This is a genomic window from Streptomyces sp. NPDC099050 (genome assembly GCF_044759865.1).
In the GTDB taxonomy this organism is placed as follows: domain Bacteria; phylum Actinomycetota; class Actinomycetes; order Streptomycetales; family Streptomycetaceae; genus Streptomyces.
On the sequence record NZ_JBIWAE010000016.1, the window covers coordinates 46,457 to 62,612 of the forward strand.

Annotated in this window: 10 protein-coding genes; 9 read left to right on the forward strand and 1 reads right to left on the reverse strand. The window is 74.4% G+C overall.

Annotated features, from left to right (window positions below):
- Positions 1-312: 312 nt before the first annotated feature.
- The gene (locus tag ACIQV3_RS25340) at positions 313-1,542 is read right to left on the reverse strand and encodes a helix-turn-helix domain-containing protein (RefSeq protein ID WP_403715421.1); all 1,230 of its coding nucleotides are present in this window, start codon (positions 1,540-1,542) and stop codon (positions 313-315) included.
- A gap of 312 nt (positions 1,543-1,854) precedes the next feature.
- Here ACIQV3_RS25340 and ACIQV3_RS25345 point away from each other — a divergent pair, with 312 nt between their 5' ends.
- The 9 genes from ACIQV3_RS25345 to ACIQV3_RS25385 all read left to right on the forward strand — a co-directional run bounded on the left by ACIQV3_RS25345 (position 1,855) and on the right by ACIQV3_RS25385 (position 15,829).
- On the forward strand, positions 1,855-2,079 hold the full coding sequence (locus ACIQV3_RS25345; RefSeq protein WP_403715423.1) for a hypothetical protein: 225 nt from the start codon (positions 1,855-1,857) through the stop codon (positions 2,077-2,079).
- A 68-nt stretch (positions 2,080-2,147) separates the two neighbouring features.
- Positions 2,148-4,757: an ATP-grasp domain-containing protein gene (locus ACIQV3_RS25350; RefSeq protein WP_403715424.1), complete on the forward strand. Its 2,610-nt coding sequence runs from the start codon at positions 2,148-2,150 to the stop codon at positions 4,755-4,757.
- Positions 4,754-6,028 carry an MFS transporter gene (locus ACIQV3_RS25355; protein ID WP_403715426.1) on the forward strand — a complete coding sequence of 425 codons (1,275 nt, stop codon included), beginning with the start codon at positions 4,754-4,756 and terminating at the stop codon, positions 6,026-6,028. Before ACIQV3_RS25350 ends, ACIQV3_RS25355 begins: the two co-directional genes overlap by 4 nt.
- Before the next feature lie 111 nt (positions 6,029-6,139).
- Complete coding sequence (locus tag ACIQV3_RS25360; protein ID WP_403715428.1) at positions 6,140-6,712, forward strand: hypothetical protein; 573 nt, start codon at positions 6,140-6,142, stop codon at positions 6,710-6,712.
- 42 nt (positions 6,713-6,754) lie between these two features.
- Positions 6,755-9,373: an amino acid adenylation domain-containing protein gene (locus tag ACIQV3_RS25365; protein ID WP_403715430.1), complete on the forward strand. Its 2,619-nt coding sequence runs from the start codon at positions 6,755-6,757 to the stop codon at positions 9,371-9,373.
- Complete coding sequence (locus ACIQV3_RS25370; RefSeq protein WP_403715433.1) at positions 9,370-12,456, forward strand: type I polyketide synthase; 3,087 nt, start codon at positions 9,370-9,372, stop codon at positions 12,454-12,456. The genes ACIQV3_RS25365 and ACIQV3_RS25370 overlap by 4 nt, the downstream gene beginning before the upstream one ends.
- The gene (locus ACIQV3_RS25375; protein ID WP_403715436.1) at positions 12,456-13,193 is read left to right on the forward strand and encodes a thioesterase II family protein; all 738 of its coding nucleotides are present in this window, start codon (positions 12,456-12,458) and stop codon (positions 13,191-13,193) included. The genes ACIQV3_RS25370 and ACIQV3_RS25375 overlap by 1 nt, the downstream gene beginning before the upstream one ends.
- On the forward strand, positions 13,180-14,505 hold the full coding sequence (locus ACIQV3_RS25380; protein WP_403715438.1) for an MFS transporter: 1,326 nt from the start codon (positions 13,180-13,182) through the stop codon (positions 14,503-14,505). The genes ACIQV3_RS25375 and ACIQV3_RS25380 overlap by 14 nt, the downstream gene beginning before the upstream one ends.
- A complete protein-coding gene (locus ACIQV3_RS25385; RefSeq protein WP_403715440.1) occupies positions 14,498-15,829 on the forward strand; it encodes an acetyl-CoA carboxylase biotin carboxylase subunit family protein in 1,332 nt (443 codons plus the stop codon). Before ACIQV3_RS25380 ends, ACIQV3_RS25385 begins: the two co-directional genes overlap by 8 nt.
- Positions 15,830-16,156 lie beyond the last annotated feature (327 nt).

Here is a 16,156-nt window from a genome sequence, read left to right on the forward strand (position 1 = left end):
GGCCCCGGCGGCGGGCCCGGGGGGGGGGGGGGGGGGGCCGGGGGGGGGGGGGCGGGGGGGGGGCGCCCCCCCGGGGCCCCCGGGGGGGGGGGGGGGGGCCCCCCCCCCCCCCCCACCACCCCCTTCGCGTCGGTCGGGCCGCCGCTTCCGGATCCGGCCCAACGCATACCGCCCGGCGCTGCGCCTTCCCGCGCCGCGCGGGGCGAGACGCACGCCTCCCGCCCCGCGCGTCAGGCCCCGGGACCGGCCGCCCCGCGCGTCTCGCCGCGCGTCAGGCCCTGGGGCCGGCCGCCCCGCGCGTCTCGCCGCGCGTCAGGCCCTGGGGCCGGCTGCCCCGCGCGCCTGCACGAGGGCTTCGGCCAGCGTCCGCCAGATGTCCGCGGCCAGGTCGATGCTGGCCGCCGCCTGGGCCTCCGCCGCGAGTTCGCGCATCCGCGCCAGTCCCTCGTCCTCCCGGCCCTCGACGATGAGGAGCCGACTGTCCAGCATGTCCAGCCGGACCCGGTCGCGGTACGTGGTCTTCGCGTCGGCGCCGCGCACCCGGTCCAGCAGCGTGCGGGCATCGGCGAAGCGCCCGCCCAGGAAGGCGATTTCCGCCTTCAGGGCCGTCACCTCGTGGCCCAGGGCGGGGATGTCCACGTAGGCCAGGCTCGCCTCGGCCTGCTCGGCGTACTGCTCCGCCCGGTCCAGTTCCGGCGGCGCCTTGCGGACGTGGAGCCGGGCGGCGGCGACCCTGAGCCTGACCCACAGCAACAGGTTCTCCGCGCTGCTGAAGCGCTCCAGCGCCTGTGCCAAGAGGCCCTGGGCGCTGTCCAGGTCGCCTTGGCGGACCCGGACGGCGGCGGCGGTCCACAGCGACTCGGCCCACAGGGTGTCGGTGCGGCCGTGCGTGAGGGCGGTCAGCTCGTCGGCGTGCGCGCGGGCCTCCCCGAGCCGGCCCGCCTCGGTCTCCACGGAGACCAGCGCGAGCAGGCTGGCGGCCACGTCGGCCACCGGGAGCCCGTTCTCCCGGGCCAGCCGGTACGCCGCCGCGCCGGCCTCGCCGGCGGGGCCGATCTCGCCGCAGGCCCGCAGGCAGCGCGCCAACTGGGTCTGGCCCCGGGCGCTCAGCTCGGGCAGGCCCAGCTCGTCGCCGAGCCGGACAAGCTCCAGCAGCAGCTCCCGCTCCTTGGCGTGCTCCCCCCTGCGGCGCCGCCACTGGGCGACCAGCCACAGACCCTGCCAGCGCAGCAGCGGGTCTTGGTCCCCCTCCCCACCCAGGGCGCTCTCGACCGCCACGGCGGTCTCGTCGGTGCCCGCGGACGCGGCGACGGCGAGGGCCCGGGCCAACGAGTTGGTGGCGGCCTCTTCGAACGCGGAGGCGGGTACGCCGAGTTGCGCGGCCAGATGCTCTACGGCCCGCGCGGTGGGCTGCCGGGCGCCGGACTCCAGCCGGGACAGATAGCCGGTGGACATGCCCTCGCCGGCAAGGGCGGCCTGCGAGAGCCCTCGCTCGGTGCGGAGCTGCTTGAGCCGGCGCCCGAACAGCGGTTGTTCCAACACGTGATCAACCCCATGGGTTCGGAGGCGGTGACAGGGGTGGCAGGGCCGGACGACTTCCGTGACGTGCGCGTACTCACGGAAACACTCCGCCCCAGGCGGACCAGAGGCTAGCCCGGAAGCCCACAGTCGGGCAAATTCTTGCCCAACGCGCGGGAGCATCAAACAGAGATCCTGGACTTCTGGCACTACAGGCCTTGCCAATCAATTGGCAAGACCTTGCCAAAGTGCTGGGATCTGCACTAGCTTCCTCGGCAACGCGGCGGTCACGACGATTCCGCCGATCTCGCCTTCCCCTCTCGCTCAGGAGTTCCAGTGCGTTCCTTCCTCCGTGCCACCCGGGTCCGCGTCGCCGCGGGCGCCATCGCCTTCGTCGCCCTGTTCGCCGTCGTCGGTGCGTCCGGAAGCCCCGCCGGGGACATCGGCTGGCCGCTTCCGCCGAAGGGCGCCACGGTCGCCGGGGACATCGGCTGGCCCTCGCCGGTGGCTCCCGCCACCGCCGTCCGCACCGACATCGGCTGGCCGGTCAAGGGCGCGTAACGCCGACGGCACCCGGCCGGCACCCCGGCCCCTCCTGCTCCACCCCCACACAGAGAGTGATCGACCCGATGGCTTCCGACTCGCCCCCGGCCCGCCCGGTCAAGACCGCCGTAATCGTGGACGGGTATTCGACCGGCACGTTCCTCCCCCCGGCCTTCGCCCGCCTCGGCCTCGACGTGGTGCACGTGTACAGCTCCGCGGAACCGATGGCGACGATGCTCCCGCCGGATCCGGACGCCTACCGGGACCAGTTCCACTGCCCCGACGAGGCCGCCTTCGAAGCAACGGTCTCGGCGCTCTCGGAGCTCGGCCCGGTGGCCGTCCTGGCGGGCCAGGAGCCCGGCGTGCCCCTCGCCGACGCGCTCAGCGAGGCCCTGGGCCTGGCCACCAACGGGACTGCGCTCTCCGCGGCCCGCCGCGACAAGTACGAGATGATCGAGGCCCTGCGCCGCGCCGGGGTGAGGTGCGCCGACCAGTTCAAGAGCGGCGATCCGCAGGCCGTCGCCGACTGGGCCGAGCGTTCGGCCGGGTACCCCGTGATCGTCAAGCCGCTCAGCTCGGCCTCCACCGACCACGTCTACCGGTGCCACAACGCCGCCGAGGTCCTGACGGCCGCCCGCGCGGTGCTCGGCTCCACCGACATCTTCGAGCGCAGGAACACCGAAGCCCTGGTGCAGTCCTTCCTGGAGGGCACCGAGTACATCGTGGACACGGTCAGCGTGGCGGGCGAGCGGTACGTGTGCGGGGTGTGGGAGTACGAGAAGGAAATCCTGCCGAACGGCAAGAACATCTACGACCTCGACGTCCTGCTCGCCCCGGACGCCGCACCGGTTCCCGCGCTGATCGCCTACGTCGACACGGTGCTGGAAGCCCTCGGCATCCAGCACGGCCCTGCCCACGCCGAGGTCATCATGACCCCGCAGGGGCCGGCCCTCGTCGAGATCGGGGCCCGCCTCAACGGCAACATGAACCCCGGCTTCCACGACGTGTGCCTGGGGGCCAACCAGGCCGACCTGACGGCCCTGGCCTACGCCCGGCCCGAGGAGTTCGCCCGCCGGTACGCCGGCCTGCTCTACTCTCCCCGCACGGCGGCCGCCGTCCACAGCACCCGCACCACCTTCGGCGGACTGGTCGAATCGGTGGACCAGGAGGCGGTGGACCGGATCGCGGCCCTGCCGGGCGTCCATCTCGTGGGCGTCAAACTCGGCCCGGGCAAGCGCCTGACCCCCACCGCCGACCTGCTGACCAGCCCGCTGCGCATCTTCATGACGGCCGACGACATGGAGCGGATCCGCACCGACCGGGACACCATCCAGACCCTCAAGGACCAGGTGTACCGGGTGGCCGGAGAAGCCGGGGACGGACTGCGCCAGAGCATCCTGCTCCTGGGCACCGACAAGTACGTCCTGCAGGCGTGCGTACGCGCCGGTGTCGACGCGGTCGTCGTCCAGGGGGCCGCCGGATACGACCACGGCCTGGCCGAAGTGCCCGACGGGATGACCACCCTCCTCGTCGACGACCACAAGAGCCCGGAGGCCGTCCTGATGGCCCTGCACCGGGCCGGACTGGCCGAGCACCGCTTCGACGCCGTCCACACCTCCGACGAATGGGCGCTGGTCACCGCCGGAGTCCTCGCCGCGCAGCTCGGCTGCCGCGCCCTCGACCCGGTCACCGCCGTCCACTTCCGCGACAAGTCGCTCCAGAAGCGCCGGGTGGCCGCGGCCGGCATACCGGCCGCGCGGGTCACCGTCATCGACGACGTGCACGACGTGTCGGGCGTCGAGTGGAGCTACGACAAGGCCGTGCTGAAGCCCGTCGCGGGCGCGGCGACCGCGCGCACCGCGGTCGTGGAGAGCCGGCAGGCCCTGCGCACCCTCAGCAGCAAGTACCGCGCCGACCGCACCGCCCAGCGCACCTTCGTCCTGGAGGAGTACGTCGGCGGCGAGGAGTGGATCGCGGACGGCTTCCTGCACGACGGTGAACTGCTCTTCCTCGCCGTGGGACGCTACGGCGCACCCTGCCTCACCATGATCGACGAGCAGACCCCCCTGTGGATGCGGCACTTCGACCCCAAGGAGGAGAGCTGGGCCTACGACCGCTCGGAGCCGGTCGTACGACAGGCCCTCGAGGCGCTCGGACTGCGCGACGGCGTCTTCCACATGGAGCTCTTCCACGACCCGGACACCGGCCTGCTGACCTTCAGCGAGTGCGCGGCCCGCCGGGGCGGAGCCCTCATCCACGAACAGATCCAGGCCAAATTCGGCATCCACCTGGGCGACGCCTCGCTGCGGAGCGCACTCGGCAGGCAGCCTCGCGCCGAGGTGGAGCACCGCCCTGGGATCTTCGGCACCACCTACCTCAAGGGCCGGGCCGGCATCATGTTCCACTGCCCCTCCCCCGCCGAACTGCGCGAGCTGCCCGGTGTGGAGTTCGCCCGGATCGAGTTCCCGGCCGGCGAGCGCTTCCTCGGCGACATCGACAACACCAACCACCGGGTGGGCCAGGTCCTGGTCTCGGCGGACACCGAGGAGCAGCTGGAGAAGCGCTTCACCGAGGTCCGCGACTGGTTCGACGCGCGCCTGGTCGTCGCCCCGCAGGGCGTCACCGGCCGCGAGATCCGCGCCTGGGGCCGGGCGAACCGGCCCGAGGCCGACTTCCGGGACCCGCTGTGGCAGTGACCACGCCCGCGCGCGGCTCCGGCGGCGCGGCCGGCCCCCGGGGACCGCTCGCCCGGCTCGTCCCCGAACGCGGTCCACAGCGGACCCTGGCCGGAGCGACGTTCGTCAACGCCTTCGGCAGCGGGATGTTCATGTCCTCCAGCGCCCTCTACTTCACGCGCGTCGTGCACCTGCCGATGTCCCAGGTGGCGTTCGGCCTGTTCGCCGGCGCCGCGGTCGGCCTCATCGCCGGCATCCTCGGCGGCCGGATCGCGGACCGCAGGGGTGCCCGGGAGACGCAGATCGCGGTGATGCTGGCCGGAGCGGTCTTCATGGGCTGCTTCCTCCTGGTCGACGCCTTCTGGTCGTTCGTCCTCATCTCGGTTCTCACGGGCGTGGTGTTCGCCGCCGACAAGTCCAGCCGGGCCCCCCTGGTACGGGGCTTCGGCGGCGAGGACCCGGCCCGGTTCCGCGCCTACCTGCGGGCCGGGACCAATTTGGGCATCTCCCTCGGGGCGCTCGTCGCCGGCGTGGCCATCCAGCTCGACACGGCGCCGGCCTATCTGAGCCTGGTCGGCGGCCGGGCCCTGGCCTTCATCGGCTGCGCGCTCGCCCTGCTGTGGCTGCCCCGGCTCGTACCGGTCGAGGCTCCGCCGCTCAGCAGTCGCTGGGAGGCGCTGCGGGACCGCCCCTACCTGGCGGCCACCGTCCTCAACTGCCTGATGTCCCTGCACTTCGCGGTGCCGACCTTCCTGCTGCCGCTGTGGATCGTCGAGCACACCCAGTCGCCGCGCTGGATGGTCTCCGGGGTCCTCGTCCTCAACACGGTCCTGGTCATCACCCTGCAGGTCGCGGTCAGCAAGAACGTCGGGGACCCGGCGGCCGCCGGATCCCGGATGCGCTGGGCGGGCGGAGCCGTCGCCGCCGGGCTCCTCCTGATGATGGCCGCCGGCTCCCTGTCCACGTGGGCCGGAGCCGCGCTCCTCCTGGCCGCCACCGCCGTCTACACCCTCGGCGAACTGTGGCACGCGGCGGCCGCCATGGAGTACTCCTTCGGCCTGGCCGCCCCGCACGCGCAGGGACAGTACTCCGGAGTCTTCGGCCTCGGCGGCGGCGTCGCGGAGGCACTCGCGCCCGCCGTGCTCGGCACGCTGGCCCTGGGCCTCGGCCGGCCGGGCTGGTTCCTGCTGGCCGCCGTGTTCCTCGTCGTCGGCTTCGCGAGCCGCCCGCTCATCGCCTGGGCCGTGCGGACCGCCCCGCGGCCCCGGACCTACGAGGGCCCGGTCGCCTGATTCCTGCGCGACCCCGCCCGCCCCCTCACCCCCTTCACTCGCCTTCCTTCCCTTCAGCATGCCCTCCGGGCGCCCGCCCGGTCCGAGGCACACCAGAAAACGGAGATCACCATGGCCACGCCCACGCTCAGCACGGTCGACCCCGAGCTCGTCGAGATCGTCCCGGGCCTCTCCCTGGACCACGACGAACTGCTCAAGGCGTACCAGCAGTTCATCGAGCGCGTCCCGCAGGCACCGTCCGGCAAGGAGGAGGACCGCTTCCGCCGCCTGGGCCTGACCCACCGTGCCGGCGCCGAGGACGCCTGGCGCGACGCCGGCAACGGCCAGTTCGACCAGAAGACCGGTCTCAAGAACTTCGAGGAGAGCGAGTTCGCGTTCTTCAACGAGGAGCTCAAGGACACGTACTTCTACGAGCTGTACAAGGCGCTGCCGTTCCGTCCGGGCCGGATGCGCCTGGTCACCCTGCACCCGGGCGAGATCTACCACATGCACACGGACCACTCCCGCGTGGCGCACGTGTCGCTGACCACCAACGAGGACAGCCGTCTGCTGTTCCGCAGCGGCCACACCTACCACGTGCCCACCGACGGCCGGGTCCACATCCTCAACACCCTGCGCCACCACTCCGCTTACAACGCCGGTGGCACCGACCGCATCCACCTCACGATGACGCTGGCCGACTGACCCCCGCTGCCCCGCGTCCCGATCGCCACCGAAGGAGTTTCCATGTCAACGCCGTCCGCCGCTCCGGCCGGTCCCTCCCCGGACCACGCCGGCACCGAGGAGTCCAGGCTGTGGGCCGATGAGGTCCGCGCCGCCACGACCGAACGCCCGTTGGGCATCGGCGGGGCCCGACCAGTCCCCGGCGGGCGGTCCGCGGTGGTACGGCTGCCCCTGGACACCGCCCTGCGGGCGGCGATCGGACGCTCGGCCCGGGACCACGCGGTGACCCCGCTGACCGTGGGTCTCGCCGCGCTCGCCGTCACCCTGACCCGGCGCACGGGCACGCGGCAGGCGGTGGCCGGAGCGCTGCGGGTCCCCGTCGTCCTCGCGGTACGGGACGACGCCGCCCCCTCGGAGCTCCTCGCCGGCACCGACCGGGCACTGGAACGGTCGATCTCGCTGTGGTCCGACCAGTCGGCGGCCGCACTGCCCGACCACCTCGTCGAGTTCCGGCACGGGGCGGCGCCGGCCGTGCTCGCCGGGGCCCGGGAGATCGGCATCGGTCTGTGGGACTGCGACCCGGCCGCCGGTACGGCCGAACTCGTCGCCCGCTACAACGAGGACCGCTACACGGCCTCCGGCGTCCTGCGGCTGCTCGGCCAGCTGCGCACCGTCCTGCGCGGGCTGACCGCCCCCACCGGTCAGGTCCCGGCCGTCGGCGCGCTGGAGCTGCTGGACGCGTCCGAACGCGAGGAGCTGCTCGCCCTCGGACAGGGCGCCGAACTGCCCGTCGAGGACTGCGCGGCGGTGCACCTGCGGGTCTCGGAGCTGGCCCGTACCGCGCCCGGCCGGCCCGCCCTGGTCTGCGGCGAGGAGCAGGTCGACCGGGCCGCTCTGGATGCTTGGGCGGGCCGGATCGCGGCCCGCCTGGCCGCGGCCGGCATCGGCCCGGGTGACCGGGTCGGCGTCCTGGCCGACCGGTCCGCCGCGATGGTCGCGGCGGTGCTCGGCGCCGTCCGCACCGGAGCGGCGTACGTCCCGGTCGACCCGGCCAACCCCGATGCGCGGATCGCCTCGGTGCTCGCGGACGCCCGGGTGGCGGCGGTCCTGGTGACCGGCGACCTCGGCCGGCGCGTGAGCGGGCTCGGCCTGCCGGTCGTGACCGCCGACGACCGCGCCGTCCGCGAGGAGGGCGAGGTGCTCGCTCCGGTGGAGCCCGGCCCCGGGGACGCCGCGTACCTCATCTACACCTCCGGAAGCACCGGTGCCCCCAAGGGCGTGGTCGTGGAACACGCCCAGCTGGCCGCCTCCACCCTGGCGCGCCGCGAGGTCTATCCGGGCGAGCCGGTCTTCCTGCTGCTCTCCCCGCTGGCCTTCGACTCCTCCGTCGCCGGCGTGTGGGGCACCCTGACCGCCGGCGGCCGGCTCGTCGTCGCCGGGCCGGGCGAGTACCGCGATCCCGAGGCTCTGCTCGCCCTGATCGAGCGGCACGAGGTGACGCACCTGCTGTGCGTGCCGTCGCTGTACGACGCGATCCTCGCGGCCGCCGAGCGGCTGGGCCGTCCCCCGGTCGGCCTGACCACCGTGATCACGGCCGGCGAGGCCCTTCCCGAGGTGCTGCTGCGCCGCCATGCGGCGCTGCTGGCCGGTACCGCGCTCGTGAACGAGTACGGGCCCACCGAGGCGACCGTCTGGGCGAGTTACCGGCGCTTCACGGAGGCCGGGCCCGTCGACATCGGCGGTCCGGTGCCGGGTGCCCGGCTGTACGTGCTCGACCGGGAGGGGCGGCTGGTGCCGCCCGGCATCACGGGTGAGCTCCACATCGGCGGCGCCGGCGTGTCCGGCGGCTACTTCGGCCGGCCGGAAGCCACGGCCTCGGCCTTCGTCGCGGACCCCTTCGCGGACGGCGGCGGGCGGATGTACCGCACCGGCGACCTGGTGCGCTGGAGCCGGACGGGCACCTTGGAGTTCCTCGGACGCAAGGACAGCCAGGTCAAGATCCGCGGCCACCGCGTCGAGCTGGGTGCGGTCGAGGCCGCCCTGCTCGCCTGCCCCGGTGTCCGCGAGGCCGTCGCCGTACCGGATGCGGACGGTACGCGGCTGACCGGGTTCGTCGTCACCGACGATCCCGGATCCCTGTCCTCCCTTCGGGAGCGGCTGGCGCTGCTGCTGCCGGCGGCTGCCGTACCGGCCCGGCTGCGGGCGCTGGACGCCTTCCCGGTCACGGTCAACGGCAAGGCGGACCGGACGGCCCTGGCCGCCCTGGCCGCGGCGCCGGAGCACGGGGCGGAGCAATCGGCGGAACAGCCGCCGGCCTCCGCCGAGGGCAGGCCCGAGGGCGCCGCCGCGGGCGGGGACACCGTCGCGCAGGTCTCGGCCGCGTGGGCCGAGGTCCTGGAGATCGCGACGGTGCCGACGGGGGTCAACTTCTTCGACCTGGGCGGCCATTCCCTGCTCATCATCCGGCTCCAGGACGCCCTGGGCCGCCATACCGGCGTACGGCCTTCGGTCGTCGAGCTCTTCCGCTGCCCGACCGTGGACGCGCAGGCCGACCTCGTACGGGCGGGCGCCCCGACCGGCTCGGCGCCCGCGCCGCAGACCGACGGCCGCGCCGAACGGGCCCGCCGCGAGCGCGCCGCCCGCGCCCGCCAGCGCCGTGCCCTCCAGGGAGCCACCCGATGAACGCGAACGCACCGCACCCGACACCGACGCAGTCGCAGTCGCAGTCGCAGCCCGGGACGGACCGGGACCCGTCGCTGGACATCGCGGTCACCGGCATGGCCGGCCGCTTCCCCCGCGCCCCCGACATCGACTCGTGGTGGCAGGCGCTGCTGCGGGCCGAGATCCTCACCTCCCGGCTCTCCCGGGAGCGGCTGCAGGCCGACGGCGAACCGGACGCCGTCCTGGACGACCCCGATTACGTGCCCGTACGGGGCCTGCTGGAGGACGCCGACAGGTTCGACCACGAACTGTTCGGCATCAGTCCCCGGGAGGCCGAACTCATGGACCCCCAGCACCGGTTGATGCTGGAGGCCGCCTGGTCGGCCCTGGAGGACGCGGGCTGCGACCCGCTGACCGAGACCCGGGTCACCGGCGTGTACGCGAGCGCGAGCAGCAGCGCGTACCTGCGGGCCATGCTGACTTCCGGCACCCTGGACGCGGTGGGTGTCGAGGAGGCGCTGCGCGCCAACGAGCCGGACTACATGGCCACCCGGATCGCCTACCGGCTCGGGCTCACCGGCCCGGCGATGAGCGTGCTCACCGCCTGTTCCTCGTCACTGGTGGCCGTACACCTCGCCGTACAGGCCCTCCTGAACGGCGAGTGCGAGCAGGCGGTGGTCGTCGCGGCCGCGGTCGACTTCCCGCAGACCGGCCACGTGCACCTGCCCGGCGGCATCCTGTCCGCGTCCGGCGAGTGCCGCCCCTTCGACGCGTCGGCCGACGGCGCGCTGGCGGGCTCCGGGGTGGTGGCCGTGGTGCTGCGCCCCGCCGAGAACGCGCTCGCCGACGGGGACGACCCGTACGGGGTGATCATCGCGACCGCCGTCAACAACGACGGTTCCGCGAAGGCCGGGTACCAGGCTCCCTCCGCCGCCGGGCAGGAGGCCGTCATCCGGTCCGCCCTGGCGGCGGCGGACATCGGCGCCGACACCCTGGGCTACCTCGAGGCCCACGCCACCGGCACCCGGGTCGGCGACCCCATCGAGTGGTCGGCCGCCTCCGGGGTCCTGCGCGGACTGGGCGCCGCGCCGGGTCAGATCGCCGTGGGTGCGGTCAAGGCCAACATCGGGCACCTCGACGCTGCCTCCGGACTGGTCTCGCTCATCAAGACGCTGATGGTGGTCCGGGAGGGCCAGATCCCTCCGGTGGCCGGATTCCGCAGCCTCAACCCGTTGCTGGAGACGGACGGTTCGCCGCTGTACGTGCCCACGCGGCGGCTCGACTGGACCGGTTCCGGTCCGCGCAGGGCGGGCGTCAGCTCCTTCGGCATCGGCGGCACCAACGCCCACGTCCTCGTCGAAGGACCTCCGGGGCGGACCTCCGGGCCGTCCCGGTCCGCAGCTGACGGCGACCACGGCGACGTCGGCGGCGCCTCCCGGGTGCTGGTGCTCTCGGCCGCCACTCCCGAGGGACTGGACCTGGCGGCGCGGCGCCTCGCCGACCGGCTGCCCGCCCTCGCGTCGACTCCGCTCGACGACATCGCCCACACGCTGGCCGCCGGCCGGGCCCGGCTGCCGTACCGGGCCGCCGTCACCGGCCGCACCCGTGAGGAACTGGCCGCTGAGCTGCGCACGGTGGCCGGCCGTGCCGTCCGCGCCGCCGCCACCCCGCCTCCCCTGGTCCTCCTGCTGCCCGGTCAGGGCAGCCAGCGCCCCGGCATGGCCGCGCCCTTCCGGGACGCGCTGCCCGGGTTCGCCTCCGCCCTGGACGGCTGCCTCGGCCATTTCGAGCCGGCTCTGGCCGCACGGCTGCGCGAGGCCCTGTTCGACCCGGAGTTCCCCCCGGCGGAACTGGCCCGGACCGAGCTGGCCCAGCCGGCGCTGTTCTGCGTCGAGTACGCGGCGGCGTCCGCGCTGACCGGCCTCGGCCCGGCCCCGGTGGCCCTGGCCGGGCACAGCCTGGGTGAGCTGACCGCGGCCGCCCTGTCGGGCGTGCTGACGCTCGCCGACGCCGCCGCGCTGGTGACCCTGCGCGGGCGGGCCATGCAGGCCTGCCCGTCCGGCGCGATGGTCTCGCTCGCCGCCGGCGAGGCGGAGGCCGTCGGGCTTCTGCACCGGTTCACCGCGGAGAGCGGGCTCGGGCGCCACCTGGAGCTCGCCGCCGTCAACACGTCCGAGAGCACGGTCCTGGCCGGCCCCGCGGACGCCGTGGACGCCTTCGTCGCGTGGACCGGCGACGCCGTGAGCGTGCGCCGGCTGCACACCAGTCACGCCTTCCACACCTCGATGATCGACCCGGCCGTCCGGGAGCTCGGGCAGGCCGTGGCCGGACTGCCGCTGGGGCGCCCGCGGACGGCGTACCTGTCGAACGTCTCCGGTCGCCTGGTGCCGGCCGGTGGGGTGGTCGAGGCCGGTTCGTTCGCCGAGCAGGCCCGCAGCGCCGTACGGTTCGCCGACGGACTGGCGGCGATCGCGAGGGCCCACCCGGACGCGGTGGCCGTCGAGGTCGGCCCCGGCAGGGCGCTCTGCGCGATGGCGGAGGCCGCGGGGCTGACCGCCGTGGCCCTGGCCCCCGGCCGTACGGAGTGCGGCGCGCGGGAGACGCAGGCGGCGCTGGCCGGGCTGTGGGCCGCCGGACTGCCCCTCGACGCGGTGGCGCTGGCCGGTCCCGGCCGTCCGGCCCACCTTCCGGGGTACGTCTTCGCGGGACCGCGGCTGCTCGCCCCGGCGGTGCGAGCCGCGGGACGCGGCTCGGCACGGGGCCCCGTACGGGAACCGCTGCGGGACCAGCCTCAGGGCCGTGCGCAGGAACCGGCACAGGACCCGGCACAGGGCCCGGCACAGGAACCGGCACAGGAACCGGCTCCGCGGCTGCCCGCCGAGACGGTCGCGGCCCGGTGGACCGAGCTCCTCGGCCATCCCGGACTGTCGCCCGACTCGGACTTCTTCGACCTGGGCGGGGACTCGCTGCTGGTCGTCCGGCTGGCCCGGCGGCTCGGCGACGACCTCGGGGTCCGCGTCCCGGTCCGCGCGCTGATGACCGGCTCCACGCTGGCCCAGCAGACGGCCCTCGTCACCTCACTGATCACCGCGGGAGAACGCTGATGACCTGGCTGAAGTGCCCCGAACCCCGGCCCCTGGCCACCCACCGCCTCGTCTGCTTCCCGCACGCCGGCGGCTCCGCCTCCTTCTTCCACGAGTGGGCCCGGGAACTGCCGGAGTACGAGGTCCACGCGGTCTGCTACCCGGGCCGCGCGGCCCGGCTCGGCGAGCCGCTGCCCACCGACCTCCACCAGCTGGCCGGGGAGATCGCCCGGGCGGTACTGCCGCTGCTGGACCGGCCGGTGGCCTTCCTCGGCCACAGCATGGGTGCGGTCGTCGCGTACGAGACGGCCCGCCTGCTCCAGGCCGCCGGCCGGCCGGTCTCCCACCTGTACGCCTCCGGGGCCCGCGCCCCGCAGCTGGCACACCGCCCCGAGCCGGGCCACAGTGCGCAGGAGATGGACGACGAGGACATCGCGGACGCCCTGACCGCGCTCGGCGGCACCGACGCCGAACTGTTGTCGGACCCGGACTTCCGCGAGCTGGTCCTGCCCTACGTGTGCGGGGACTTCAGGATGTTCGACGCCTACGAGCACCGCCCGGGACCGCTGCTGGACAGTCCGGTCACGGCCGTCGCGGGCGACGGCGACCCGCAGGTGACCACGGCGGACGCGGCGGCCTGGGAGGCCGTGACACAGGGGCCGTTCCGGCACCACACCGTGCCGGGCGACCACTTCTACCTCATCGCGCGGCCTCCGTTCGCGATCCTGTCCCAGGGGTTGCCGCATGGTGTTCGCTGACCTGCTCCCGGCCTCGAGGAGCGGCCGCGTCATCGCGGCCGGCGCGGCGGTCGACGCGATCGCCGTCGGCATGTTCCTGGCCGCCGCCACCCTCTACTTCGTGGGCTTCGTCGGCATCCCGGCCGTGGCCGTGGGCGGTGCGCTCACCGCGGCCAACGTGCTGGGGCTGCTCAGCCCGGCGCCCTTCGGGGCGCTGGCCGGGCGGTGCGGTGCCCTGCCCGTCTACGTGGGGCTGACCCTGGCGCGGGCCGCCGGTTTCGCGGCCTACGCCTTCGTGGACGGCTACGCCGGCTACTTCGCCGTCACCTGCTTGATCACGGCGGCCACCCGCGCGGCCATGCCGCTGCTCCAGGTGGTGGTGGGCGAACTGGAGCCCGAGGACCAGCGGACCAGGACCATGGCCTCGCTCCGGGCGGTCAGCAACATCGGGATGACGGCCGGCTTCCTGCTCGCCGCCGTGGTCCAGGCGGCGCACTCACGTGCCGCGTTCTGCGCGCTCTTCGTCTTCAACGGCGTGGCGTTCGTGGCAGTGGCCCTGCTCATCCGCAGCGCCGGCCGGGGCGCGGGTGTCCCGGCCCCGGCCGCACCGCGGCCGGCGGACGGACCGGTGGCACCGATGCCGCCGCCCGTACCGGAACGAGAGGCCGGAGCCGGGGCGCCGAGGTCCCCGTACCGCGACCGGCGGTTCCTGGTCGCCGCGCTCGCCAACGCCGTGCTGCTGCTCAACGACTCGGTCCTGTTCATCCTCGTACCGCTGTGGATGACGGAGCGGGCCGGTCTGCCGCAGGGCGCGAGCTCCGTCGTACTGGCCGTCAACACCGTGCTCACGGTGGTGCTCCAGGTGTACGTGGCCCGGTTCGCCCGTGGTGCGGCGAAGGCGCTGCGGCTCCTGCGGCTCGCCTGCGTGCCACTGGTCCTGTCCTGCGCGCTGTTCGCCGTCGCGGAAGGCACCGGAGCCGGGACCGGGATCGGGATCGCACTGGCCGCCGTCGTCCTGGCCGTGGTCGCGCTCACCGTCGGCGAGAACCTGCACGCCGTCGCGGCGTGGGAACTGTCGTACGAGATGGCTCCGGCCCGGTCCCGCCCGCAGTACCTGTCCCTGTTCAGCATGGGGATGAGCGCTCAGCTCATCGTGGGCCCGTTCCTGATGACCGCCTTCGTCCTGCCCGCCGGCCCCGTCGGCTGGCTGGCCGTCGCGGCACTGTTCCTCGTCGCCACGGCGGTCTTCTGCACGGCCGCCCGTCCCTTCGCCACGGTCCCCGTGGTCCCGTCCGCCGCTCCCCTCACCGAGAAGGCCGCCTCCCATGTCTGACCTCGCGTCCGCCCCCGCCCCTGCTCCTGCCTCCGCCCCTGCCCCCGACTCCGCGCCGGTGCCCGCGCCGCCCGGCGACCACTACCTGATCTTCGCGGTGGGTCCGAGCCTCGACTTCGCCGGCAAGCTGCTCGAACTGGACGAGAACGCCGAACTGTCGGTGATCTGCCGTCCCGAGCACCTCGCCAGGATCACCGAACACGGCCAGTACCGGCGGATCCTGGCGATCCGCCAGAACGCCCCGCTCGACGAGGTGGTGGCCCTGGCCCGGACCGTCCACGCGATGCGGCCGGTGACCCGGATCACCGCGTTCTGGGAACAGGACCAGGATCGCGCGGCCGCCGTCGGCGCGGCCCTGGGCGTCGCCACCCACAGCCCCGAGACCGTACGCCTGGTGCAGGACAAGCACGAGATGCGGGAGCGGCTGCGGGAAGCGGGCGTGGAGGACACCCGGGCCGAGCGCGCCTACGGGGAGGCCGACCTGCTCGCCTTCGGGGAGAGCGCCGGATACCCGTTCATCGTCAAACCCACGGCGGGCACCGCGAGTTTCGGGGTCACCCTCGTCCACACCCCCCAGGAGGCCCTGGCGGCGTACCGCACGGCGACCGGCGACTTTCCCGGGATCGCGCGGCTGGGGGTGCTCGCCGAGCAGTACCACACGGGGCCGCAGTACAGCGTGGAGGCGTTCTCCGAGGCCGCCGAGCACGTCGTGGTCGCCATCACCCGCAAGTACTCCGACCCGCGGGACATGGTCGAGCTGGGCCACGTCCTGCCGGCGCCGCTGGACCCGGCGGCGCGGGAGGCGGTCGAAGCACACGTCACGCGGGTCCTGGACGCCCTCGGCGTCGAGTTCGGACCGACGCACACCGAGGTGGTCCTGACCGGCGAGGGTCCGCGGATCATCGAGACCCATCTGCGGGTGGGCGGTGACGAGATCTTCAACCTGGCCAAGGACGCGACGGGCGTCGACATGATCGACTTCCAGGCGCGGCAGGCCTCCGGCCTCAAGGTCCTGGCCGACATCCGCGCGATCCTGGAGTCCGCGCGGGAGCCGCGCTGCGAGGCCGTCTGGTACACCGCCCCGGAGGTCACGGGCACGTTCATGGGGCTCGCGGAGGCGGACCCGGGGCGCACCGACCCGGCCGTCACGGTCCTGCTCGCCGAGGGTTCCGAACTCACCGGCCTCGCCGGTTCGTTCACGCGCATCGCCCGCGCCCGCGGCACGGCCCCCACCCCGGAGGAGGCCCTGGAGGCGGCCCGTTCCACCGTGGGCGCGCTGTCGTTCGTCTTCCACGTCTCCCCGCCGCCCCGCGACCTCGTCTGAGGTACGGCTCCGGCCCGCCGCACGCCCGTCGGACACCGGGTGCGCGGCGGGCCGGAGCCGCGCCGTGTCCGGGTCGACGTCCAGCGTCCCTGCGCCCCTGCCCCGGGCCGGGCAGTCCCGGTGCCTGCTCGCACTCCACGCGCTGGAGCAGGCGGGACGGGCGGGGAACGGGAACTCCACCCACGTCATGCGCGTGCCCCTCGCGGACGGTCGCCGGGCGAGGGCACCCGGCGCGCCTCGCGGTACCCGTCGTGGTGGGCGCCCTGGACGTGTTCCCCGGCTAGGCCGGTCACGTGGCCGGACCCTACGGTCCGGGCCCGCGCGTGC

Bases quoted from the DNA above. Each gene is read 5' to 3' on its own strand.
- ACIQV3_RS25350 (WP_403715424.1), top strand. From the start codon at position 2,148: ATGGCTTCCGACTCGCCCCCGGCCCGCCCGGTCAAGACCGCCGTAATC.
- ACIQV3_RS25360 (WP_403715428.1), top strand. From the start codon at position 6,140: ATGGCCACGCCCACGCTCAGCACGGTCGACCCCGAGCTCGTCGAGATC.
- ACIQV3_RS25365 (WP_403715430.1), top strand. From the start codon at position 6,755: ATGTCAACGCCGTCCGCCGCTCCGGCCGGTCCCTCCCCGGACCACGCC.
- ACIQV3_RS25370 (WP_403715433.1), top strand. From the start codon at position 9,370: ATGAACGCGAACGCACCGCACCCGACACCGACGCAGTCGCAGTCGCAG.
- ACIQV3_RS25375 (WP_403715436.1), top strand. From the start codon at position 12,456: ATGACCTGGCTGAAGTGCCCCGAACCCCGGCCCCTGGCCACCCACCGC.
- ACIQV3_RS25380 (WP_403715438.1), top strand. From the start codon at position 13,180: ATGGTGTTCGCTGACCTGCTCCCGGCCTCGAGGAGCGGCCGCGTCATC.
- ACIQV3_RS25385 (WP_403715440.1), top strand. From the start codon at position 14,498: ATGTCTGACCTCGCGTCCGCCCCCGCCCCTGCTCCTGCCTCCGCCCCT.